This is a genomic window from Actinomyces sp. ZJ308 (assembly GCF_011752065.1).
Classification (GTDB): Bacteria; Actinomycetota; Actinomycetes; order Actinomycetales; family Actinomycetaceae; genus Actinomyces.
Map to the genome: position 1 here is coordinate 12704 of NZ_JAAIJY010000023.1, position 20911 is coordinate 33614.

A 20911-nucleotide genomic window follows, 5' to 3' on the forward strand; every position below is an offset into this window, starting at 1 on the left:
CTTACTCGTTTCCCACCTTCGCGTTGTTCACTGGTTATGACAGTAGAAAGGAACACCCATGACCACCTCATTGACTGAGTCCCGACTGGCCCCCGACTACGACCGCTCCGCCGTCACCACCGGGATCGTCCACATCGGTGTGGGCGGCTTCCACCGCGCCCACCAGGCCGCCTACCTCGACCAGCTCATGCGTCGGCGGAGCCAGGCCGGCGCCCCGGAAGGAGGATGCCTGGACTGGGGCATCTGCGGCGTCGGCCTGCTGCCCGGGGACGCGCGGATGCGCGACGCCCTGGCCGGCCAGGACCACCTCTACACCCTGGTCCTCCAGCACCCCGACGGGCAGCACGAGCCGGCGATCATCGGCTCGATCCACGACTACCTCTTCGCCCCCGACGACCCCGAGGCCGTCCTGGCCCTCATGAGCGCGCCGGGCACCCGGATCGTCTCGCTGACGGTCACCGAGGGCGGCTACAACGTCGACGACGCCACCGGCGAGTTCCGCACCTCCAGCCCCGGCGCCGTCCACGACGCCGAGCACCCGGGCGAGCCGACGACGGCCTTCGGCTACATCGTCGAGGCGCTGCGGCGACGTCGGGAGGCGGGGATCGAGCCGTTCACGGTGATGAGCTGCGACAACCTGCCCGGCAACGGGACGGTGGCGCGCACGGCGGTCGTCTCGCAGGCCGCCATGAGCGACCAGGAGCTGGCCGACTGGATCGATGGCAATGTCGCCTTCCCCAGCTGCATGGTCGACCGGATCACCCCGCAGACCACGCAGACGGACATCGCGGAGCTTCGTCGCGGGCTCGGCGTCGAGGACGCCTGGCCGGTGGTCTGCGAGCCCTTCACCCAGTGGGTGCTCGAGGACGACTTCCCCGCCGGCCGGCCACCCTGGGAGGAGGTCGGGGTGCAGATGGTCGACGACGTCATCCCCTACGAGCTCATGAAGCTGCGCCTGCTCAACGCCTCCCACCAGGGGCTGGCCCACTGGGGGCGCCTGCTGGGGATGGAGTTCGCCCACGAGGCCGCTGCGGATACGGACATCGCCGCCTGGGTGCGGGCCTACCTGGAGCGCGAGGCTCGGGCCACGCTGCGCTCGGTGCCGGGGATCGATCTGGACGACTACGTGGACACGCTCTTCAGGCGCTTCACCAACGAGGCGATCGCGGACACGCTCTTCCGCCTGGCACAGGATGCCTCCAGCCGGATGCCGAAGTTCGTCCTGGGCACGGTGCGCGACAACCTGACCACCGGCGGGCCGATCCGCCTGGGGACGGCGATGGTGGCCGCGTGGGCGCTGGGCGAGGAGGGGATCGACGAGAACGGCGAGGAGATCGTCATCGACGACCCGCTGGCCGACGAGCTGGTGCCCCTGGCGGCCGCGCAGAGGGCCGGCCACGACACGGCCTTCATCTCCCACGAGGGCGTCTTCGGGGACCTGGCCACCGATGAGCGCTTCCGGCGGACCTTCATCGAGGAGCTGAGCGCCCTGCGCCGCGAGGGCGCCCGGGCGCGCCTGCGGGCCCTGGCCAGCGGTCCCCGGCAGGCTTAGGCGGGCTCGCAGGTCCAGCGGTGCGGTCAGGAACCGGTTCCCTATGAGGACGGGCCTCTCAGAACTTCTCGGGAAAGGACAGGTATGCGGGCGATCGTGAGAACCGGCGCCGACGACGCCGGCAGTCGCGACGCCGCCCAGGCCGGGCCCGGCATGGAGATGCGGGAGGTGCCCGCTCCGCGGCCGGGGCCCGACGAGGCCGTCGTGGAGGTCGTCGCCGTGAGTCTGAACTTCGGGGGCCTGGCCTACGGGGAGCTGGCCCGGCCGGGCACCGTCCTGGGCGCCGACGGGGTCGGCGTCCTGCTCCACGACCCGAGCGGACGCCTGCCCGCCCGGACCCGGGTGGCCTTCACCAGCCCTCACGGCACCTGGGCCGAGCGGGCCGTGGTTCCCTGCGACAGCCTCGCGGAGGTTCCGCCCACCGTGAGCGATACCGACGCCGCCGCCCTGCCCGGGGCCGGGTTGACGGCCCTGCAGGCCGTGGACACGCTTCAGGCCGCGCTGGGCGGGCTGGCCGGCAGGAACGTCCTGGTCACCGGGGCGGCGGGAGGGGTCGGAGGCTACGCCGTCCAGCTGGCCAAGCGCGCCGGAGCGGCGGTGACGGCCGTTGCCCGCTCGGTCGAGCGTCAGGAGCACGCCAGGAGACTCGGCGCCGACCGGGTTGCCGGCTCCGTGGAGGCCGCAGAGGATGCAGGTGCCGCGGGGGCAGACGGGGCTGCGGAGACCGGGACGAACAGCGTCGGCTTCGACGGGGTGATCGACACGGTCGGCGGGGAGGCGCTCGCGGCCGCCTGTCGGATGGTGGCGCCCGGCGCGCTCATTCTTAATGTGGGCCACGCCTCCGGCCGGGCGTCTCTCATCGACGTCGAGGCAATGCGGCGTCGTGCGCCGGGGGCCCGGATCGAGGCCTTCGTGTGCACCGATGTCAGCGGGCGGGCGCTGTCGCGGCTGCTGGCAATGGTGGCGGCCGGTGAGCTCGAGGCCAATGTCGGGCGGACGCGCCCCTGGGGCGAGTACCGACAGGCCGTGCGCGAGCTGCTGGGGCGGACGTCGGTCGGCAAGACGGTTCTGAGGGTCTCGTGACGACCCCCGGCAGCCGAAACAGGTAGCAGCCCTACCCGGCCGGGGACATTCCGCGCGAACGGGGACAATTCGGTCTGGGCGGGGACATCTCACGCGAACGGGTGCAGGAATTCCGTCCCCGACGGCGTCGAACGGCCCCGCCCAGCGAGAAAGGTCCCCGGCCGGCTCAGCTGTCCTTCACAGGGATGTCGGTGAGCCGGTAGGCGTAGTTTCGTCCGTCGTTTCCCTGATGGTCGAGGGTGACGGTGTCGCCTCCAGGATCGGGCCATGCCACACAGATCTTGGCCGATGCGCCCTCCTTGAGCCCATAGTCGAGGTGGAGCGAGGTGATGGGCCAGTGGGCCTTGGAGCCAGGGGGCTGGTAGTCGGCGGGGTAGATGTGCTCGCCGTCCCCCAAGAGGGCGAGCCCATCGGCGGCGTACCAGATACCCAGAGCGTTGTCGTCCTCGCCGCGGGCATTGGACCACGACTTGGCCGGATCACCCACCCAGACCGAGAGAGCCGTGCCGTTACCGCCGGCTCCGCTGGTGACGAGGAGCTCTCCGAGCAGGAGACCCCCTGCTCTCGTGACGTGATCGAGCGTGATGGTCGCCTGCGCGCCGGTGGAGGTGGTGAGGGTCAGCCCATCAGGCCCCTTGCCAACCACGTTCTGAGCGCTGGGAGAGGATGTGGCCGACGAGCTCGACGACGACGGGGAGGTCTTGACACCGCCAGTGGGGGTGAGGGTGATCTCCACGCGCCGGTTGGCGGCCCGGGCCTCGGGGGTGGTGTCTGCAATGAGCGGCTCGGACTCGCCCTTTCCGGAGACGGAGGACTGCCACTTGTCCAGGCTGGTGATCTGCTCCAGACGGGTCTTGACCGCATTGGCGCGCCGCTCGGACAGGGCCTGGTTATAAGCATCGTCCTGGACGTCATCGGTGTGCCCCACAATGGTCAGGCTCCCACCGTCGGGGTACTGGCTCAGCTGCCCGGCCACGGTCTGCAGCTGAGCCTCGGCCGCCGCAGTCAGATCAGCCGAGTCCGAAGCAAAGGTGACGTCGCTGTTGAGAGTGACGGTGACTCTCTGAGTGTTCTTGAGAGTACTGGTGGAGCCGTCGAAGGAGCGGCTGTAACGCTCGATCGGCACCGCTCCCTTGTCAGTGGACTCGGCTGCTCGGCTGGGGTCCGGGGTTGCACGCTCCGCCTCCGTGATGACCTTCTGATCGAACCCGGCCTTGGTGGCCTGGTCCTTGTCAAGGATGCCGACCGTGGCGACCCCGCAGCAGGGCACGAACACCGTGATCTGGTCTCCGTCGACGAGTCGGAAGAAGACGTAGGAGGTCTCCGAGTCGCCCGGCTTCAGCCCGGAATCCGTTCCGCCCTCACCCCCAGATCGTCGAGCCCCAAGGCTTCCGAGCACAGTCATCTTCTCGGGGTCGAGGAGCAGGAGCCCACCGATGACGTCCGAGGCCCCGATATAGAGCCAGGGAGAGAACTCGTTCCTCTCCTCGGCCTCGGAGTAGCTCGTGGTGTCCTCGACGTCCTTGACCGCGGCGTCGTCGGCGGCACGTGTCGCCTTGAGCGCCAGCATCATCCCCCGGCCCTCGAACCTCACCAGGGGTGAGACCTCGACGGCCACATGCTGGCCCATGACACGGCCGTCCAGCTTCTGCCACTGCATCGGGTCCGCCGGGGTCCTCATTCCCGTCGCCCCCGAGCCGGAGGCCGAGCTGCCGACTGCCGCCCTTCTCGACGAGCGCGAGCAGGCGGCCACCACAGGAACACCAGCGGCTGCGAGTACCGAGACCGATACGAACAAACGACGACGCATAAGATCGCCTCCTCCGTTTCCCCGGGGCACCACCCGGCGACGACAGATCCGTGACCCGACTCTAACCGGATCCGTCCGCCCCGTCGGCCGAATAGAAACAGGCAGCAACCCCGCTCGGCCGGGGACATTCCGCGCGAACGGGGACAATTCCGTCTGGGCGGGGACATCTCACGCGAACGGGTGCAGGAACTCCGTCCCCGACGGCGTCGAACGTCCCCGCCCGGCGAGAAAGGTCCCCGGCCGCGTGAAATGTCCCCGACGGCGGACGGACCCCACCCCGCCGGCGAGCAACCCCACCGCACCGGCGGGGACCACCGTGCGGAGAAACCGACTATTTCCCGCCATTGCAAGGATTGCTAAGGCTTACCTTGCTTTGGTGACCTTTGTCCCATAGCATGAGGTGGTTCGTGGGCCTCAGGGCTGAGCCATGGGGGCCGGCCGTGCTCACGATCGCTTCGCGCCGCGGAGCGTCCAGAATCCGACTCACTGATGAGGTTCCTATGGTCAAGCGTCAGCTTCCCAACCCGAGCGAGATCTTCGAGCTGCTGCACTTCAAGACGCCCGAGCTCAACCCCAAGCGCCGACGCCTCGACGCCGCGCTGACCACCTGGGACCTGCGCAAGATCGCCAAGCGGCGCACCCCGGCCGCGGCCTTCGACTACACCGACGGCGCCGCCGAGGGCGAGGTGTCGCTGCGCCGCGCCCGCCAGGCCTTCCGTGACATCGAGTTCCACCCCGACATCCTCCACCCCGCCGTCGACGTCGACACCTCCTGCGAGATCCTCGGCGGCCCCTCCGCCATGCCCTTCGGCATCGCCCCCACCGGATTCACCCGGCTCATGCAGACCGAGGGCGAGGTCGCCGGGGCCGGGGCCGCGGGCGCCGCCGGCATCCCCTTCACCCTGTCCACCCTGGGCACCACCTCCATCGAGGACGTCAAGGCCGCCAACCCCCGCGGGCGCAACTGGTTCCAGCTCTACGTCATGCGCAAGCGCGAGATCTCCTACGGGCTGGTCGAGCGCGCCGCGGCCGCCGGCTTCGACACCCTCATGTTCACCGTCGACACCCCCGTGGCCGGGGCCCGCCTGCGCGACAAGCGCAACGGCTTCTCCATCCCGCCGCAGATCACCGCCGGCACCGTCATCGACGCGATCCCCCGCCCCTGGTGGTGGTTCGACTTCCTGACCACCCCCAAGCTGGAGTTCGCCTCCCTGAAGTCCACCGGCGGCACGGTGGGCGAGCTGCTCGATGCCGCCATGGACCCCACCATCAGCGACGAGGACCTCAAGGTCATCCGCTCCATGTGGCCCGGCAAGATCGTCATCAAGGGCGTGCAGACCGTCGAGGACTCCAAGCGCCTCATCGACCTGGGCGTCGACGGCGTCCTGCTGTCCAACCACGGCGGGCGCCAGCTGGACCGCGCCCCCGTCCCCTTCCGACTCCTGCCCGAGGTGGTCCGCGAGGTCGGCAAGGACGCCACGATCATGGTCGACACCGGCATCATGAACGGCGCCGACGTCGTGGCCGCCATCGCCCTGGGCGCCAAGTTCGGGCTCGTGGGCCGCGCCTACCTCTACGGGCTCATGGCCGGCGGCCGCGAGGGCGTGGACCGCATGATCGAGATCCTCTCCGACGAGGTCATCCGCACCATGAAGCTCCTGGGCGTCTCCAGCCTGGACGAGCTCGAGCCGCGTCACGTCACCCAGCTGACCCGCCTGACCCCGGTGCGCCCGCAGGTCAAGGCCGCAGCCGACGCCGTCGCCCGCTGAGCCCCGGCCGGAGCGATCAGTCGGGACCCGCCTGTATCGGCCGGCCCTGACCAGCCCTCCCCCTGCCCTCCGCCGCGCGGAGGAATCCCTGTTGGCCGCCCTCGGCGGCGGCACCCGGTGGCCCCGGGGAGACGACCCCAGCGGTCGCTCCCCGGGGCCACCGGCTCGCTGCCAGCGCCGGAAGCATGCCGGAAACAGTTCGCCCGCTATCGTCGCGGGAGAACCACATATCTTGTCGGCGACAGGTCTGGACCTTCCTCCGCGTTCTGCGCGTGCCATGGACCGCCCGGCGCCCTGGATCGGATCACCGCGGTCGGCCCGCCCCGCCACCGCCCACAGGAAGGGACAGCGCCATGGCACAGTCCACGTCAGGCACCACGTCAGGTTCCAGGTCAGCGTCGACAGCAACGGTCGACGACCTTGAGGACGACCTTGAGAAGGATGCCGCCCAGTCCGGGCGCCTCATCTCCAGCCGGTGGCGGCCCGCCGCCCTGCGCACCACGCCGTCGAGGCAGGACCGTGGGCTCTTCGGCCATCCCCGGGGGCTGCCGTGGATGCTCAACGTGGAGATGTGGGAGCGCTTCTCCTACTACGGGATGCGCGCCATCCTGCTCTACTTCATCACCGACACGGTCGCCAACGGCGGCCTGGGCCTGAGCGACAACTCCGGACAGGTCGTCCTCGCGCTCTACGGAACGGCCGTCTACCTGCTGGCCATCCCCGGCGGGATCTTCGCCGACCGGGTCATCGGACCGTGGCTGTCCACCCTCTACGGCGGGGTGGTCATCATGGCCGGCCACATCTGCCTGTCCATCCCCGTGGTGGCCACCTCCTGGCTGGGCATCATCCTGGTGGCCGTGGGCACCGGCTTCATCAAGCCGAACCTGACGACGATCGTCGGGGGCCTCTACGACGATGACGACATCCGCCGCGACGCCGGCTTCCAGCTGTTCTACATGTCCATCAACGTCGGCGCCTTCGCCTCTCCCCTGCTGACCGGGTGGCTGCGCAACCACTACGGCTACCACGCCGGCTTCTCCTCGGCCGCCGTCGGCATGGCCTTCGCCCTGGCGGCCTTCGTCTACGGGCGACACAAGCTCTCAGCCTTCGCCTTCACCGTCCCCAACCCCATCCGCCCCGAGGAGCGCCAGCGCCTCCTGCTGGGATCCCTCGGGGTGCTGGTGGCCATCGGCGTGCTCGTGGCGCTCCTCCAGGCCATCACCGGCAGCCTGGTGGACACCGTTGCCACGGCGGGCCTGCTCGTCCCGGTCGGCGCCGCGGTGGCCTACTTCGTGGTCATGTTCCGCTCCCCGAGGGTCACCACCCGCGAGCGCACCCACCTGCGCGCCTACATCCCCCTGTGGATCGGCGCGGTCCTGTTCTTCATGATCACCGAGCAGGCCGCCGGCAAGATGGCCACCTTCGCCGAGTCCAACACGGACCTGCGGCTGCCCCTCTTCGACTGGTCGACCACCGCCGAGGCCTACCAGTCGGTCAACCCGGCGGCGATCGTGCTCCTGGCCCCGCTGATCGGCATGCTCTTCACCCGCCGGGCCGGCAGGTTCCCCTCGACCATCATGAAGTTCGTCATCGCGGTGCTCATCGTCGGGCTCTCGGCACTCATGCTGGGTTACGGCTTCCAGATCTGGCCGGGCGGGCAGGACCTGTCCCCCTGGTGGTTCCTGGTGCTGGTCTACGTCATCCAGACCGTGGCCGAGCTCTTCCTGACCCCGGTCGGCCTGGCCACGACGACGACCCTGGCCCCCAAGAGCTTCGCCTCCCAGGCGATGGGGCTGTGGTGGCTCAGCGTCGCCGCCGGGCAGGGCGTCGCCGGGTTCATCATCGCCCAGACCGAGGACGTCTCCGACTCCACCTACTACTACGGCCTGGGGGTGGCCACGCTGCTGATGGCCCTGGTCCTGTTCGCCGTCGCCCCGTGGACGCAGCGGCAGATGGCCGACGTCGAGGCGGCAACCGCCGCGTGAGCGCCACGAGCTCCTCCCGCGTTCTCCTCTGACATTCTCCCCCGACCGACCGCACGGTCGGGGTAGGGTTCACGGGTACCTGTGGTTCGTGCCGGACAGTGACGGTCCGGTTGCCCGTCCCACCCGACCACAGGAAGGGAGAGTCTCATGTCAACGACCCCGACTCCCGTCGAGGACGATCTCGAAACCAGCCGGATGATCTCCAGCCGGTGGCGGCCCGACACCTTGCGCATGACGCCGTCGAAGGACGATCGCGGCCTGTTCGGCCACCCCCGGGGGCTGCCGTGGATGCTCAACGTGGAGATGTGGGAGCGCTTCTCCTACTACGGGATGCGGGCCATCCTGCTCTACTTCATCACCGACACGGTGGCCAACGGCGGCCTGGGCCTGAGCGACAACTCCGGGCAGGTCATCCTCGCCTCCTACAGCGCGGCCGTCTACCTGCTGGCCATCCCCGGCGGGATCTTCGCCGACCGGGTCATCGGCCCGTGGCTGTCCACCCTCTACGGCGGGGTGGTCATCATGGCCGGCCACATCTGCCTGTCGATCCCTGTAACCGCCCTGTCCTGGCTGGGAATCGTGCTGGTGGCCGTGGGCACCGGCTTCATCAAGCCGAACCTGTCCACGATCGTCGGGGGCCTGTACGACGATGACGACCCACGGCGCGACGCCGGATTCCAGCTGTTCTACATGTCGGTGAACCTCGGGTCCCTGGCCTCGCCCCTGGTGACCGGGTGGCTGCGCGAGCACTACGGCTACCACGCCGGCTTCTCCTCGGCCGCCGTCGGCATGGGGGTCGCTCTGGCGGCCTTCGTCTACGGGCGGCACAAGCTCTCAGCCTTCGCCTTCACCGTCCCCAACCCCATCCGCCCCGAGGAGCGCCAGCGGCTCCTGCTCGCGTCAGTGGCGACCGTGGCGGGTGCGGCCGCGCTGGTGGCGGCTCTGAGCAGCCTGACCGGCAGCCTGCTGGACGCCATCTCCACCACCATGCTCATCATCCCGGCCGGGGCGGCGCTGGGCTACTTCACGCTCATGTTCCGCTCGCCGAGGGTCACCGCCCGCGAGCGCACCCACCTGCGCGCCTACATCCCCCTGTGGATCGGCGCGGTGCTCTTCTTCATGATCTCCGAGCAGGCCGCCGGCAAGATGGCCACCTTCGCCAAGTCCAACACGGACGGCCACATCCCCGTGCTGGGCTGGGTCATCAACCCCGAGACCTACCAGTCCATCAACCCGGCCACGATCGTCATCCTGGCCCCGCTCATCGGGTGGCTCTTCACCCGCCGGGCCGGCAGGTTCCCCTCCACCATCATGAAGTTCGCGATCTCGGTACTCATCATCGGATCGTCGGCCTTCATCCTGGGCTACGGCTTCCAGACCTGGACCGGGGGCACCAACCTGGCCCCCTGGTGGTTCCTGGCCATGGTGTTCATCATCCAGACCGTCAGTGAGCTCTTCCTGTCCCCGGTGGGGCTGGCGACGACGTCGGCGCTGGCGCCCAAGAACTTCGCCTCCCAGACGATGAGCCTGTGGCTGCTGACGACCGCGACCGGTCAGGGGCTCGCCGGCTTCATCATCGCCCAGACGGAGGACGTCGCGAACTCCACCTACTACTACGGCCTGGGCGCGGTGACGGTCGCCGTGGCCGTCATCCTGTTCGTCGTCGCCCCCTGGACGGAGCGGCAGATGGCCGACGTCGGTGTGACCTCCCAGGACTAGCCGCCGTGACCGCCGTTCCAGCCGCGCGTTCGTAGGGTAGGTCTCACGTTCGTACCCTCTACCCCTCGACCGCACGGCATAAGGTACGACCACGAGTCCCCGGCCGCCGCCGGAGGGGTCGGGAAAGGGGACCGTCATGAAACGCTACGCCTCCGGCGAGGAGCTCATCGCCGAGATCCGCAAGCGCGCCGACCTGTTCATCGCAGAGTTCGACGACGTCCCCACCTCCGGGCTCCATACGCTCAAGGACGGCGTGGACCGCTCCCCGGCGCAGATGCTCGCCTACCAGCTGAGTTGGATGGACCTGCTGCTCGGCTGGGAGCGGGACGAACGGGCCGGGCGCGAGGTGGTCACGCCCGCGCCCGGGTACAAGTGGAATCAACTCGGCGACCTCTACAGCTCCTTCTACGAGCAGTGGCAGGACGCCCCGTTGTCCCGGCTCCAGGAGGCCTTCCGCGAGCGGGTCGACGGCGTCGTCGACCTTGTGGAATCGCTGAGCCCCGAGGAGCTCTTCACCCCCGGGCAGCGGGCCTGGGCCTCCTCGACACCGTCGTCCTGGCCGGTGGCCAGGTGGGTGCACATCAACACGGTGGCGCCCTTCACCTCCTTCCGCACCAAGATCCGCGCCTGGAAGCGCCGCTGAGCACTCGGGCCGCCCGGTCCCGGAAAAGTCCAGAAAAAGGGGTGCCCCGGGCGGACGGCCCGGGGCACCCCTGTCGCTGATCGGATCAAGCGGGATCAGGAGGCCTTGGGGTAGGCCTTCTGGACGGCGTCGAGCATCTCGAGGGCCGAGTAGTAGTCCAGCCGGAAGGACGAGGGCGGCATGTACTGCACCTTGCCGCCGGTCACCGGGGCGGCCGAGCTGAAGGTCTCGTTGCTGGTGACGGCGGTCTTGGCGGTCTCGTTGGCGGCGATGACCACCCAGTTGTCGCCGGTCAGCCCGGCCTGGACGTTCTCAGGCGAGAGCTGGACGATGTCCTTGCGCTCACCCATGGACTGGTCGCCCTTGACGGAGTCGGGGACGGCGGCGATGGTGAAGCCCAGGTCCTTGAGGAGCTGGACCTGCGGGGCCTCCTCGGTGAAGGCGTTGGCGCCCTTGGTGCCGTCGCCCGGGACGGTGAAGACCGACGTCGATCCCTGCGGGACCGAGATGGCGCTCTTGGCCTTCTCCGCCTTGGTGTTGTAGTCCTGGATGACGGAGTCGGCCTTGGCCTGGCGGCCGGTGGCCTGGCCCAGGGTCTTGGTCACGTCCTGCCAGGAGTGCGAGCCGTAGTCGATGACGAGGACCGGCACCTCGAGCTGGCGCAGGCTGTCGACGACCTTGACGGCCGAGTCCTGGCCCGTCTTGGCGACGATGATGAGGTCGGGGTTGTCGCCGGCCACGGTCTGGGCGAGGTTGTCCTCCGTGCCGTCGATGGCCTTGACGCCCTTGTCGGTGGCCTGCTTGGACCACTGGGTGAAGAAGCCGTTGTCGTCGGTCTTCTCATCCTTCTGCTTGGCGGGGGTCGAGGCGACCACCGGGGCGTCGATGGCCAGGAGCGAGCCGGTGAGCGTCACGGAGGTGGACACGATGCTCTTGGGCTCAGACGTGATCTCGACGTCGACGCCGTCGTCACCCTTGATGGTGACCGGCCAGGTGGCCTGCGCGGAGGCGGCGCCGGAGGCCCCTGCTGAGGCTGCGGTGGTTGAGGAGGAGGTTGAGCCGGAGGAGCCGCAGGCCGCCAGCCCGGTGCTCAGCACCATGGCGACGACGGCGACGAGGCCCTGCTTCATGCGGCGGGTGCGCCGCGTGGATGCGTTCATCTGTCGGTGTTCCTTTCTTGTCCGTCCTGCTGGGAGGGAGCAGTCGGGCCGGCGTCTGCCGAGTCGGGCTCGGCAGAGGACTGTGGAGCGGGGGCGGCGGGCACGGGGTCCGGGCCGGTGCCCGCCTGCACGACCGCGCCCAGGTTGCGGGGCACCACCATGGGGGTGCCGGCCACCGGGTCGGGGGCGATGACGGCCGCCAGGCCGAAGACCTCCTCGATGAGGTCCGCGGTGAGGATCCGGCTCGGGGAGCCGGTGACGCGCACCCGGCCGGCGTGCATGACGATCATGTGCTCGGCGCAGCGCGCTGCCTGGTTGAGGTCGTGCAGGACGGCCACCACCGTGCGCCCGTCGGCGTTGAGGCGGCGGCACAGCTGGAGGATGTCGACCTGGTGGGCCAGGTCGAGGAAGGTGGTGGGCTCATCGAGCAGGATCGTCTCGGTGCCCTGGGCCAGGGCCAGCGCGATCCACACCCGCTGGCGCTGGCCGCCGCTGAGCTCGTCGACGGGACGGGCGGCCAGCTCGGTGACGCCCACCATCTCCATGGCCTCCTCCACGGCGTCGCGGTCCTGGGGCGACCACTGGCGGAACAGGCCCTGGTGGGGGAAGCGGCCGCGGGCCACGAGGTCGCGCACCAGCATGCCCCCGGGCACGACGGCGCTCTGAGGCAGCAGGCCGACCCGCCGGGCCACCTCCTTGGTGCCCAGGCCGGCGATATCGGCGCCGTCGAGCAGGACCGCGCCGCGGGCGGGCCGGTGCAGGCGGGCCAGGGTGCGCAGCAGCGTGGACTTCCCGCAGGCGTTGGGGCCCACGATGGCGGTGAAGACGCCGGCCGGGATGTCGACGTCGAGGTCCCGGGAGACGACGTGGCGCTCGTAGGCGATGGTCGCGCCCCGGGCGGCCAGGCGAGCCGGGGAGGCGGCCGGCCCGCAGGCGGCGGGCGAGTCCCCGGGCGGCTCGGCGGAGAGGTCCGAGAGGTCCGGGAAGCCGGGCAGGTCGGTCACAGGGATCTCCTTCCGCGCGCCGCCACGGTCAGCGCCACCATGAGGTAGAGCCCGCCGACGGCGTTGGTCACCACGCTGACGGGCATCGACTCGAGCATCAGCTGGCTGAGCAGGTCGGCGCCCGCCAGCAGGAGGCTCCCGGTCAGGCCGCTCACCAGCAGCGGGGGCTGCGGGGAGCCGGCGAGGAACCGGGCGAGGTGGGGCGCCACGAGGGCCACGAAGCCGATGGGACCGGCCGCCATCGTCACCACCGCCACCAGCACCGTTCCCAGCAGGATGAGGACGGCGCTGACGCGACGGGTGGGACTGCCCAGGATTGTGGCCACCTGCTCGCCCAGTGACAGGACCTGCAGGTGCCGGCCGGCCAGCAGGGTGAGGACTACCGCGCCCCCGATGGCCAGGCAGGTCGGGGCGACCACCGGCCACCCGGCCGCCCCGAGGGTGCCGGTGATGGCCTTGAGGGCGCCCAGGCCCTGATCGTCGTCGACCCGCACCAGGAGCCAGCGGTTGACCGACACGAGCATCGAGCTGATGGCGATGCCCACCAGGATGAACCGCAGCCCGGTGAATCCGCCGCGCAGGGAGACGAGGTAGGTCACCGCCCCCACGGCGGCGCCGCCGATGAAGGAGGCCAGGGAGGTGGACAGCATGCCGCCGGGCAGGAGCAGGACGCTGACCAGGATCCCGGTCTGCGCGCCGGTACTGAAGCCGATGAGGTCGGGCGAGCCCAGGGGGTTGCGGGTGATGGTCTGGAAGACGGCGCCGGCCACGCCCAGCGCCAGCCCCGCCACGAGACCCAGCACGATCCGGGGCAGCTTCCACATGACGACGACGATCCGAACGATCCGGCGCCCCTGCCCCCGGAGGGCGTCGATGACCTCCTGAGTGGAGACGGTGAACCTCCCCAGGCGCAGGGCGGCGACGGCCACCGCGAGGCTGAGCGCCAGCAGGACGAGGCCGACGAGGACGTGGCGCGGCCTGATGAGCACCGACCAGCGGCCGACGACGATCCACAACCGCCCGGCGTCGGTGCCCACGTGGAGGCGGCGGCGCGGGCCGCCGGCGATGGGCGGGCGCACCGAGGCGAGTGCGCGGCTCGACCCGCCGGCCCTCATGAGGCGCGGTCCTTCAGCCGCAGCACCATGAGCAGCAGAACGGGCGAGCCGACGAAGGCCGTCAGCAGGCCGACCTGCATCTCGCCGGGGCGGGCCAGGACGCGGCCCAGGACGTCGGCGGCCAGGACGACGACGGGACCGACCAGCGCGCACAGTGCCACGATCCAGCCCCGGTGGGGCCCCATGAGCCAGGCGGCCGTCAGGGGCGCCATGAGCCCGACGAAGCCGATGGGGCCGGCCACCGTGGTGGCGGTGGCGCACAGGACGGTGATGACCGCCAGGCTCGCTGCCCGCACGAGGCCGACCCGGGTGCCCAGGGCGGCCGCGACGTCGTCGCCCAGGGCGATGTTGTCCAGGGCGCCGGCCAGGAGGAGGGCCGCACCGATCCCCAGGACCACGAGGGCCGCCATGGCCGGCAGGGGGATGTCGGCGCGGGTCAGGGAGCCGACCTCCCAGTCGATGAAGGTGCGGAACAGGTTCGGCATTGTCAGCGCGACGCCGCGGATGACCGCCCCGACGAAGGCCGAGAAGGCGACGCCGATGAGGACCAGGCGCACCGGCGAGGAGGCCGAGCCCGCCGGCGAGCCTCCTCCCGCTGCGCCCGCGGTACTGCCGATCATGCCGATGACCTGGATGAGCACGGTGGCCGCCAGGGCGCCGCCGGCCGCCAGGGCCAGCTGGCCGGGCACCGGCAGCACCCCGAGCGCGGCGGTCCCCAGGACGATGCCCAGCGAGGCGCCGGCGTTGACTCCGAGCAGGCCGGGCTCGGCCAGGGGGTTGCGGGTGACGGCCTGCATGACCGCCCCGGCCACCGCCAGGGCCGCTCCGACGAGCAGGCCGATGAGGGTGCGCTGAACGCGCAGGACGTTGATGTTGTAGCTGACGTTGGAGGCATCCGGGTGGAGCAGGTAGTGGATGACCTGGTCGGCGGGGATCCTGGAGGAGCCGATGAACAGGGAGGCCAGGACGCTCGCGGCCAGCAGCGCGGCGGCGACCAGGAGGATGACCGGGCGCCGAAGGCGGGGCGTGAGACTAAGGCGAGCGCGGGCCACGCGCCCGCTTACGCCGGCCCCCGTCGCACGGGCGCGAAGGGGGCGAGCTCCGCCGCCGTGGTCCTCCTCCGACATCAGGCCTCCCCCACTACCCACGACAAAGGTAGGCCTAACCTAAGGGTGCGCTCAGGGCCTGTCAATCATGGTCCGACCTGTCAGTTTGATAGCTGAGACAACGGCTGTGCCCCTCCTTCACACCCGGGCACTGGGGACCACAACCCCCGGTGCCCGGAGCCGATCTGGGATAGAACAGGGCCATGACAGCTGCTCGGACCGATGCCGCCCCAGGCGCCTCCTCCGCATCCTCCCCGAGGCCACCGGTCCTCAAGGCACCGGACCTCAGTCGCCTGCGCGACGGTGCGGCCGACGAGCTGGTCGCCGGTGAGATGGTCGAGGACCTGCAGCTGGCCGGGGCGGACCTGACCGGTGCGGACCTGTCCGCGATCCGCCTGCTGAGCTGCGAGCTGTCGGAGGTGTTCGCCGATGACACCGACCTGAGCGCGGCGCGGCTGGTCGACTGCCGTCTGGAGCGTCTGAGCTCCACCTACCTCCACAGCCCCCGCTCCACGTGGCGCACGGTGGAGCTCACCGGCTCACGCATCGGCGCCTGGGAGCTCTACGACGCCGACGTCGAGTCCCTTCTCATCGAGGACTGCCGCCTCGGCTTCGCCAACCTCGCCGGGACAGGCCTTCGCGACGTCCTCATCCGGGCAACCAGGATCGACGAGCTGGACCTGAGCGGGGTCGAGGCCCAGAGGGTCCGTTTCGAGGAGAGCCGGGTGGGCACGCTGCGGCTGCGTGACGGGAGCCTGGCCGACGTCGACCTGCGCGGCCTGGAGATGAGATCGGTCAGCGGCGTCGGCTCCCTGGGTGGGGCGACCGTCAGCGGCCAGCAGCTCACCGAGCTGGCCCCGCTCATGGCCGCCCACCTGGGTCTGCGAGTCGAGGATGAGGATCGCGCAACGACATCAGCAGGAGAAGAGAAGTAAAGAGCATCGACATGGCACTGACATCCGACGACGTCCTCACCGTGAAGTCCAATGCCTCATCGTTCAAGGCGGGCTACAACCAGGACGAGGTCGACGAGCTCCTCGACGAAGTCACCACCACGATGCGGGGGCTGGAGGAGCGCCGCCTGGGCACCTCCGGTTTCTAGAACTCGTCGGAGTCGAGAAGTCCGAGGCTGCCGAGCAGGTGGGGCATCGTCGTCGACGGACACGGCCCTTGTACGCCGAGCTCGGGAAGGCTGTCCGTCGGCAGATAGCACCTGGCTGCGGCTTGTGCGGCCTCATCCCAGGGGAAGCTGTCCGGGAGCTTCTTGGCGTCCTTGCTATTCAGACCCGTCAGCTCCAGGTAGTGCCTCTGGGCATCCACCTGGTTCCGGTAGTTCCGCACAGGGGCGTAGTGGGCGTTGAGCCAGACCTCGAAGCAGGGCACGGAAACGACGCCGTGGACAGCAGTCCTCCTGCTGCTCAGCCTCCGACATGCGTCGAGGAAGCGGCGACGGTCCTGACCGTCGTGATCGACGACGATCCACACCTCCCTGTAGTCGCTGAGGTCTGATCGAGGCCCTCCGAGCTCTTTGACAACACCGAGTGGGTCACGGTCAATAACCTTCACCTTGACCGATATCCGGGATTGATCCGTGCGTCGGCCCAGCTGCTGTAGATACGCGTTCTCGGTGACTCGCCCATTGGTCACGAGAAGAACGGTGCGCCGCTCAGACCGTTGACCACGTCGCTTCTTTCTCGGTGGTGTCATCTCACCTCGCCTCCGCCGAGAGATACCGGCGGAGACTGGAGGTGTCCACCCGGGGAACAGCGCCGTAGGCCCCGGCGAGGTAACGGCGCTGCTTGTTCGTAGCCTTGCGGTTGGTCGGGAAGTCCGCGAGGGAGAAGAGCTCGCTCGCACCGGAGGCCGACTTCTCGCTCATCCACACCTCACCCGTCTCCAGGAGCTGGACGGGAGAGTTGTCCAGGAGCGCCGTGTCGTGGGTCGTGAAGACGATCTGGGCACCCCGGGTGTTGAGGTCGGGATCCTTGAACATGTCCACCAGCGTGGCGGTCAGCGTCGGGTGGAGACTCGCATCGAGCTCGTCGATGCACAGAACCTGCCCCAGTCGCAGAGCGTCGATCGCGGGACCGACTGTTGCCAACCAGGTGAGAGTGCCCTGACTCTCCTGACCGATAGTCAACCGGTACTCCTCGCCATCAGCGCCGCGATGCTGAAGGACGAGGTGACGCTGAAGCTCCTTGAGCACCTCGGTGGGTACCTCGGCATCCTCATCATCGTCATCGTTCCGGAGAAACCGTCGCAAGAGCTCAAGCACCTCCTGAGGCACCTCCTGCTCCTCGAGTTCGAGGCCGACAATGCCGAGATCGGCGGCCTGAGCAATGGCATTCGCAATGTCAGTCCACTGCTCGGGGTCCTCCGCGAGCCGACTCATCACCCACCGCAGGAGCGAGCTGCGCTCCTCATCGCTGTGGTGGATGAAGCGCATGGCCCGCAGGCTGCGCGCGATCGGAGCGAGCGTGGCGTGCTTGTACTTGAGGGCCACGGCGAGGAAGAGGTCCTTGGGCGTCGTGATCCGGCGGACCTCGTTGGTGGCGCCCTTGAGGGTGGTGCCGGCCTCAATCGTGGGCTCGTTGTCCTCGGGGGCCTGGGTCCGCACGAAGACCTTGCGCCAGCGCTGACCCGCGGCCCAGAGCTCCTCACGCGCGATACCCCAGCGATTCGCCTCGACGCTGTAGCTGTAGCGCTCGTTCTCGTGGGTGAAACCGATGGAGAAGTGGGACGGCTGTGCCGCGTGATCCCGATCGAGACTGAAGGGTTGGTGCAGGATGTCCCGTCGGCCACCGACGGCGTGGTGCAGGCAGTCAAGAGCATCAAGGAGGGTCGACTTGCCGGAGGCGTTGGCACCGAAGATCGCCGCCACGCGCCATGTCTGCTCCTGCCACAAGGAGCCGTCACGCGGTGTCAGGGTTTTGAGCGAGCTCCGGGTGAGATCGAGGGTCGCCTCCTGCGCGTAGCAGCAGAAGTTCGCCACGGTGAAGTCGAGCAACATGCGATAATTCTATTGCGATCACCTCGTTTTGGGAAGTTCTTTCCCAAATCAAGGCACTCGCGGCTTTCGTCACGGCTCGAACCACGAGACCGAAGGCCGCTACGTCTCAGGCGTGCTCGCGCCAGCCGGTCATCATCCGCTCGATGAGCTCGGCGACGCTGGGCTCATCGTGGATGAGGGAGATCGCCGTGTTGACGCTGATGATGCCCGCCTCCAGGTCGCCGTCGACCATGCCGACGCGCACCGCGCCGGAGTCGACCAGCCGCGCGGAGGCGGCCTCGGCGTCGCCGTCGGAGTGGTACTGCTCGGCGAGCCCGCGCGCGTAGGGAGTCAGCACCGAGCGGCGTGACGGGGCCACCCAGTCGACGTCCCAGCCGGTGGCGTTGATGATCGCCTGCTTGGCGGAGTCGGCCAGCGGGGACTCCCGGGTCACCATGAGGCGGGTGCCCACGAAGACGCCCTGGGCGCCGAGCGCCTGGGCGGCGGCCACGCCCCGGGCGTCGTTGATGGCGCCGGCGGCGATGACCGGCACGCGGGCGGCGTCGACGAAGGTCGGTACGATGGAGAAGGTCCCGGTCGAGACGGTCGGGGTGATGCCGCCCTCGTCGTAACCGGTGGCGACGATGAGGTCAGCCCCGAAGTCCTCGGCCCGGCGCAGCTCCTCCAGGGTCGGGTTGAGGGGACGGTGGATGATGACGGCGCCGGAGTCCTGGATCCTGCGGAAGGTGTCGGCGTCGGGCTCCCCGATCGTCACGTAGGCCTCGATGCCCTCCTCGAGAGCGACCTCAAGAGTCCGCTCGGAGAACTCGTTGCCGGGGGCGACGAGCAGGTTGAGTCCGATCGGCTTGTCGGTGAGCTCGCGCGTGCCCCGGATGGCGGCCCGGGTGCGCTCGGCCGTCCCCACCGGGTCCGTGGTCACCGTGGTCTGGCCCGCGTTCGTGCCGACGACGCCCAGGCCGCCGGCGTTGGCCACCGCCGCCACGAAGACGGGGTTCGTCATCCAGTTCATGGGGGCTTGGATGAAGGGGTACCGCGTTCCGAGGATGTCTGTCACAGCGCTCATGGGCGCTGCAACCGGCGCTCACAGCCGGTTATTCCGGTGGTTAGTCCGGCGCCGCGCCCCGGGGCAGGCCGCCGGGACGGGCGTCGGCCACCCGGATCAGCTCCGCTTGACCAGGGGGAAGGTGATGGTCTCGCGGATCCCCTGGCCGGTGAGCACCATGAGGAGGCGGTCGATGCCCATGCCCATGCCACCGCTGGGCGGGAAGCCCTGCTCCATGGCCACCAGGAAGTCCTCGTCCAGGACCATGGCCTCGGGGTCGCCCTTGGCGGCCGCGAGTGCCTGGGCCTCGAAGCGCTCGCGCTGGACCACGGGGTCGGCGAGCTCGGAGTAGGCGGTGGCCGTCTCGAAGCCGCGCACGTAGAGGTCCCACTTCTCGGTCAGGCCCGGCCGGCTGCGGTGGTAGCGGGTCAGTGGCGAGGTGTCCTCGGGGAAGTCGTAGACGAAGGTGGGCGCCCACAGCTTGTTGCCGACGAGCTCCTCGAAGATGTCCTCGACGACCTTGCCTGCCACGGCGTAGTCGTCCACCTCCAGGCCGATCCTCTCGGCGTGGGCGACGAGCTGGGCGCGCGGGGTCTCGACGGTGATCTCCTCGCCGAGGGCCTCGGAGACGGAGGTGTAGAGGTCGATCTTGTCCCAGTCGCCCGACAGGTCGTACTCGGTGCCGTCGGCGAGCGTGACGACCTCGCCGCCCTCGGGCAGGCCGAAGGCGTCGCGCGCCGCCTGCTGGACGAGGTTGCGGGTCAGCTCGGCCATGCCGTCGTAGTCGGAGTAGGCCTCGTAGGCCTCCAGGGCGGTGAACTCCGGGGAGTGGGAGGAGTCGGCGCCCTCGTTGCGGAAGTTGCGGTTGATCTCGAAGACGCGGTCGACGCCGCCGACCACGGCGCGCTTGAGGTAGATCTCCGTGGCGATGCGCAGGTAGAGATCCATGTCGAAGGCGTTCATGTGGGTGATGAACGGGCGCGCGGCCGCCCCGCCGTGCACGACCTGGAGCATGGGGGTCTCCAGCTCCAGGTAGTCGCGGCGGAAGAAGTTCTCGCGGATGGAGCGCACGACGGCGGCGCGGGTGCGCACCATGTCCCGGGCAGCGGGCCGGGTGAGCAGGTCGAGCTCACGACGGCGCACGCGCTGCTCCTCCGAGAGGGTGACCGCCTCGCCGGCCTCGTTGGTCCAGGTCTTGGGCAGGGGGCGCAGGGCCTTGGAGGCGATCCGCCAGGCGGGGACCTCGACGTCGTCATCCCCGGCCGCGGCGGCCTCGGCGCCGTCGCGCAGGACGGGCTCGGCCATGACGGACAGCTCGCCGCGGCGCGAGGAGATGACGCGGCCGTGGACGAAGAGGTGGTCGCCCAGGTCGACGTCGGCCTTGAAGGCGGCCAGGCAGGTGTGGCCCTCAGCAGGCAGGGCCTTGGCCGAGAGCATGGCCTGGAGGGTGGCGCCGGCCCCGTCCTGGAGGGTGACGAAGCACAGGCGGCCGGTGTTGCGCAGGAAGACGACGCGGCCGGCGACGCCGGCGACGTCGTCGGTCTCCTGGCCGGCCTCGAGGTGGGAGTAGGCCTGGCGCACGGCGGCGATCGTGGTGGTGACGGGCACGGAGACCGGGTAGGGGTCCCAGCCCTCGCCGCGCAGGCGCTCGCGCTTGCCGGCGCGGACCTCGAACTGCTCGCCCGGGCCCGGGTCGGCCTTGGGCTGCTTGGCCTGGTCAGCCTGGTCTGTCTGGTCCGCCGAGCCGTCCGGGGACTTCGGGGCATTCGGGGACTTGGGGGACTCGGTGCCGGCGGGGGCATCGGCGGCGGTCAGGTCGGGGCTGGGGGTGCTCTCGTCTGTCACGTGAAGGAGTCTAACGGCGTGCGCCCGCGCCGGTCGCCCCTCGGGAGTCGACAACGCCCGCACCACAC

16 protein-coding genes and 1 pseudogene are annotated in these 20911 nt (G+C 69.8%); 8 read left to right on the forward strand and 9 right to left on the reverse strand.

All coding sequences use genetic code 11. From position 1 onward, the window contains the following. Positions 1 to 58 precede the first annotated feature (58 nt). Together HCR68_RS10130 and HCR68_RS10135 are read left to right on the forward strand one after the other, a co-directional pair. Positions 59 to 1552, forward strand: a complete 1494-nt coding sequence (locus HCR68_RS10130; RefSeq protein WP_167149138.1) for a mannitol dehydrogenase family protein — start codon at positions 59 to 61, stop codon at positions 1550 to 1552. A gap of 84 nt (positions 1553 to 1636) precedes the next feature. Next, positions 1637 to 2635, forward strand: a complete 999-nt coding sequence (locus HCR68_RS10135) for a zinc-binding dehydrogenase (RefSeq protein WP_167149140.1) — start codon at positions 1637 to 1639, stop codon at positions 2633 to 2635. 166 nt (positions 2636 to 2801) lie between these two features. Here HCR68_RS10135 and HCR68_RS10140 read toward each other — a convergent pair whose 3' ends face one another. Further along, positions 2802 to 4445: an OmpA family protein gene (locus HCR68_RS10140; protein ID WP_167149142.1), complete on the reverse strand. Its 1644-nt coding sequence runs from the start codon at positions 4443 to 4445 to the stop codon at positions 2802 to 2804. A gap of 500 nt (positions 4446 to 4945) precedes the next feature. On the opposite strand from HCR68_RS10140, the gene HCR68_RS10145 reads away from it, so the two are divergent. From HCR68_RS10145 to HCR68_RS10160, 4 genes are all read left to right on the forward strand, one after another. Next, entirely contained in the window at positions 4946 to 6214 is a 1269-nt protein-coding gene (locus HCR68_RS10145; protein ID WP_167149144.1) for an alpha-hydroxy acid oxidase, read from the forward strand. 353 nt (positions 6215 to 6567) lie between these two features. Next, on the forward strand, positions 6568 to 8199 hold the full coding sequence (locus HCR68_RS10150) for an oligopeptide:H+ symporter (protein ID WP_167149146.1): 1632 nt from the start codon (positions 6568 to 6570) through the stop codon (positions 8197 to 8199). Between the two features lie 147 nt (positions 8200 to 8346). After that, on the forward strand, positions 8347 to 9918 hold the full coding sequence (locus HCR68_RS10155) for an oligopeptide:H+ symporter (RefSeq protein ID WP_167149148.1): 1572 nt from the start codon (positions 8347 to 8349) through the stop codon (positions 9916 to 9918). Between the two features lie 136 nt (positions 9919 to 10054). Beyond that, the gene (locus HCR68_RS10160; RefSeq protein ID WP_167149150.1) at positions 10055 to 10561 is read left to right on the forward strand and encodes a ClbS/DfsB family four-helix bundle protein; all 507 of its coding nucleotides are present in this window, start codon (positions 10055 to 10057) and stop codon (positions 10559 to 10561) included. Positions 10562 to 10656: 95 nt separating this feature from the next. Here HCR68_RS10160 and fepB read toward each other — a convergent pair whose 3' ends face one another. Genes fepB through HCR68_RS10180 form a run of 4 tightly spaced genes read right to left on the reverse strand, consistent with a single transcriptional unit; the run spans position 10657 to position 14967 of the window. Further along, positions 10657 to 11721 carry a Fe2+-enterobactin ABC transporter substrate-binding protein gene (fepB, locus tag HCR68_RS10165; protein WP_167149152.1) on the reverse strand — a complete coding sequence of 355 codons (1065 nt, stop codon included), beginning with the start codon at positions 11719 to 11721 and terminating at the stop codon, positions 10657 to 10659. After that, positions 11718 to 12725, reverse strand: coding sequence for an ABC transporter ATP-binding protein (locus tag HCR68_RS10170; RefSeq protein ID WP_243859046.1), 1008 nt, complete (start codon positions 12723 to 12725; stop codon positions 11718 to 11720). Before HCR68_RS10170 ends, fepB begins: the two co-directional genes overlap by 4 nt. Further along, positions 12722 to 13840, reverse strand: coding sequence for an iron chelate uptake ABC transporter family permease subunit (locus tag HCR68_RS10175; protein WP_167149154.1), 1119 nt, complete (start codon positions 13838 to 13840; stop codon positions 12722 to 12724). The genes HCR68_RS10170 and HCR68_RS10175 overlap by 4 nt, the downstream gene beginning before the upstream one ends. After that, positions 13837 to 14967 (reverse strand): iron chelate uptake ABC transporter family permease subunit, encoded by a 1131-nt coding sequence (locus HCR68_RS10180; protein ID WP_243859047.1) that lies wholly within the window; start codon positions 14965 to 14967, stop codon positions 13837 to 13839. The genes HCR68_RS10175 and HCR68_RS10180 overlap by 4 nt, the downstream gene beginning before the upstream one ends. Before the next feature lie 182 nt (positions 14968 to 15149). Here HCR68_RS10180 and HCR68_RS10185 point away from each other — a divergent pair, with 182 nt between their 5' ends. After that, a complete protein-coding gene (locus HCR68_RS10185) occupies positions 15150 to 15881 on the forward strand; it encodes a pentapeptide repeat-containing protein (RefSeq protein WP_167149156.1) in 732 nt (243 codons plus the stop codon). An 11-nt stretch (positions 15882 to 15892) separates the two neighbouring features. Continuing rightward, a pseudogene (locus HCR68_RS10190) lies at positions 15893 to 16024 on the forward strand (DivIVA domain-containing protein); the annotation flags it as partial. 20 nt (positions 16025 to 16044) lie between these two features. On the opposite strand, the gene HCR68_RS10195 reads toward HCR68_RS10190, so the two are convergent. From HCR68_RS10195 to HCR68_RS10210, 4 genes are all read right to left on the reverse strand, one after another. Further along, positions 16045 to 16593: an RloB family protein gene (locus tag HCR68_RS10195; RefSeq protein WP_167149160.1), complete on the reverse strand. Its 549-nt coding sequence runs from the start codon at positions 16591 to 16593 to the stop codon at positions 16045 to 16047. A gap of 61 nt (positions 16594 to 16654) precedes the next feature. Further along, a complete protein-coding gene (locus HCR68_RS10200; RefSeq protein ID WP_167149162.1) occupies positions 16655 to 17956 on the reverse strand; it encodes an ATP-binding protein in 1302 nt (433 codons plus the stop codon). Between the two features lie 106 nt (positions 17957 to 18062). Continuing rightward, entirely contained in the window at positions 18063 to 19019 is a 957-nt protein-coding gene (locus HCR68_RS10205) for a nitronate monooxygenase (protein WP_279586992.1), read from the reverse strand. Between the two features lie 96 nt (positions 19020 to 19115). Then, positions 19116 to 20843 carry a lysine--tRNA ligase gene (locus HCR68_RS10210; protein WP_167149166.1) on the reverse strand — a complete coding sequence of 576 codons (1728 nt, stop codon included), beginning with the start codon at positions 20841 to 20843 and terminating at the stop codon, positions 19116 to 19118. Positions 20844 to 20911 lie beyond the last annotated feature (68 nt).

Excerpts from the sequence above, each read along its gene's own strand:
- HCR68_RS10130 (WP_167149138.1), top strand. The coding sequence starts at position 59 with ATGACCACCTCATTGACTGAGTCCCGACTGGCCCCCGACTACGACCGC.
- HCR68_RS10135 (WP_167149140.1), top strand. The coding sequence starts at position 1,637 with ATGCGGGCGATCGTGAGAACCGGCGCCGACGACGCCGGCAGTCGCGAC.
- HCR68_RS10140 (WP_167149142.1), bottom strand. The coding sequence starts at position 4,445 with ATGCGTCGTCGTTTGTTCGTATCGGTCTCGGTACTCGCAGCCGCTGGT.
- HCR68_RS10145 (WP_167149144.1), top strand. The coding sequence starts at position 4,946 with ATGGTCAAGCGTCAGCTTCCCAACCCGAGCGAGATCTTCGAGCTGCTG.
- HCR68_RS10150 (WP_167149146.1), top strand. The coding sequence starts at position 6,568 with ATGGCACAGTCCACGTCAGGCACCACGTCAGGTTCCAGGTCAGCGTCG.
- HCR68_RS10155 (WP_167149148.1), top strand. The coding sequence starts at position 8,347 with ATGTCAACGACCCCGACTCCCGTCGAGGACGATCTCGAAACCAGCCGG.
- HCR68_RS10160 (WP_167149150.1), top strand. The coding sequence starts at position 10,055 with ATGAAACGCTACGCCTCCGGCGAGGAGCTCATCGCCGAGATCCGCAAG.
- fepB (WP_167149152.1), bottom strand. The coding sequence starts at position 11,721 with ATGAACGCATCCACGCGGCGCACCCGCCGCATGAAGCAGGGCCTCGTC.
- HCR68_RS10175 (WP_167149154.1), bottom strand. The coding sequence starts at position 13,840 with ATGAGGGCCGGCGGGTCGAGCCGCGCACTCGCCTCGGTGCGCCCGCCC.
- HCR68_RS10180 (WP_243859047.1), bottom strand. The coding sequence starts at position 14,967 with ATGTCGGAGGAGGACCACGGCGGCGGAGCTCGCCCCCTTCGCGCCCGT.
- HCR68_RS10185 (WP_167149156.1), top strand. The coding sequence starts at position 15,150 with ATGACAGCTGCTCGGACCGATGCCGCCCCAGGCGCCTCCTCCGCATCC.
- HCR68_RS10200 (WP_167149162.1), bottom strand. The coding sequence starts at position 17,956 with ATGTTGCTCGACTTCACCGTGGCGAACTTCTGCTGCTACGCGCAGGAG.
- HCR68_RS10205 (WP_279586992.1), bottom strand. The coding sequence starts at position 19,019 with ATGAGCGCTGTGACAGACATCCTCGGAACGCGGTACCCCTTCATCCAA.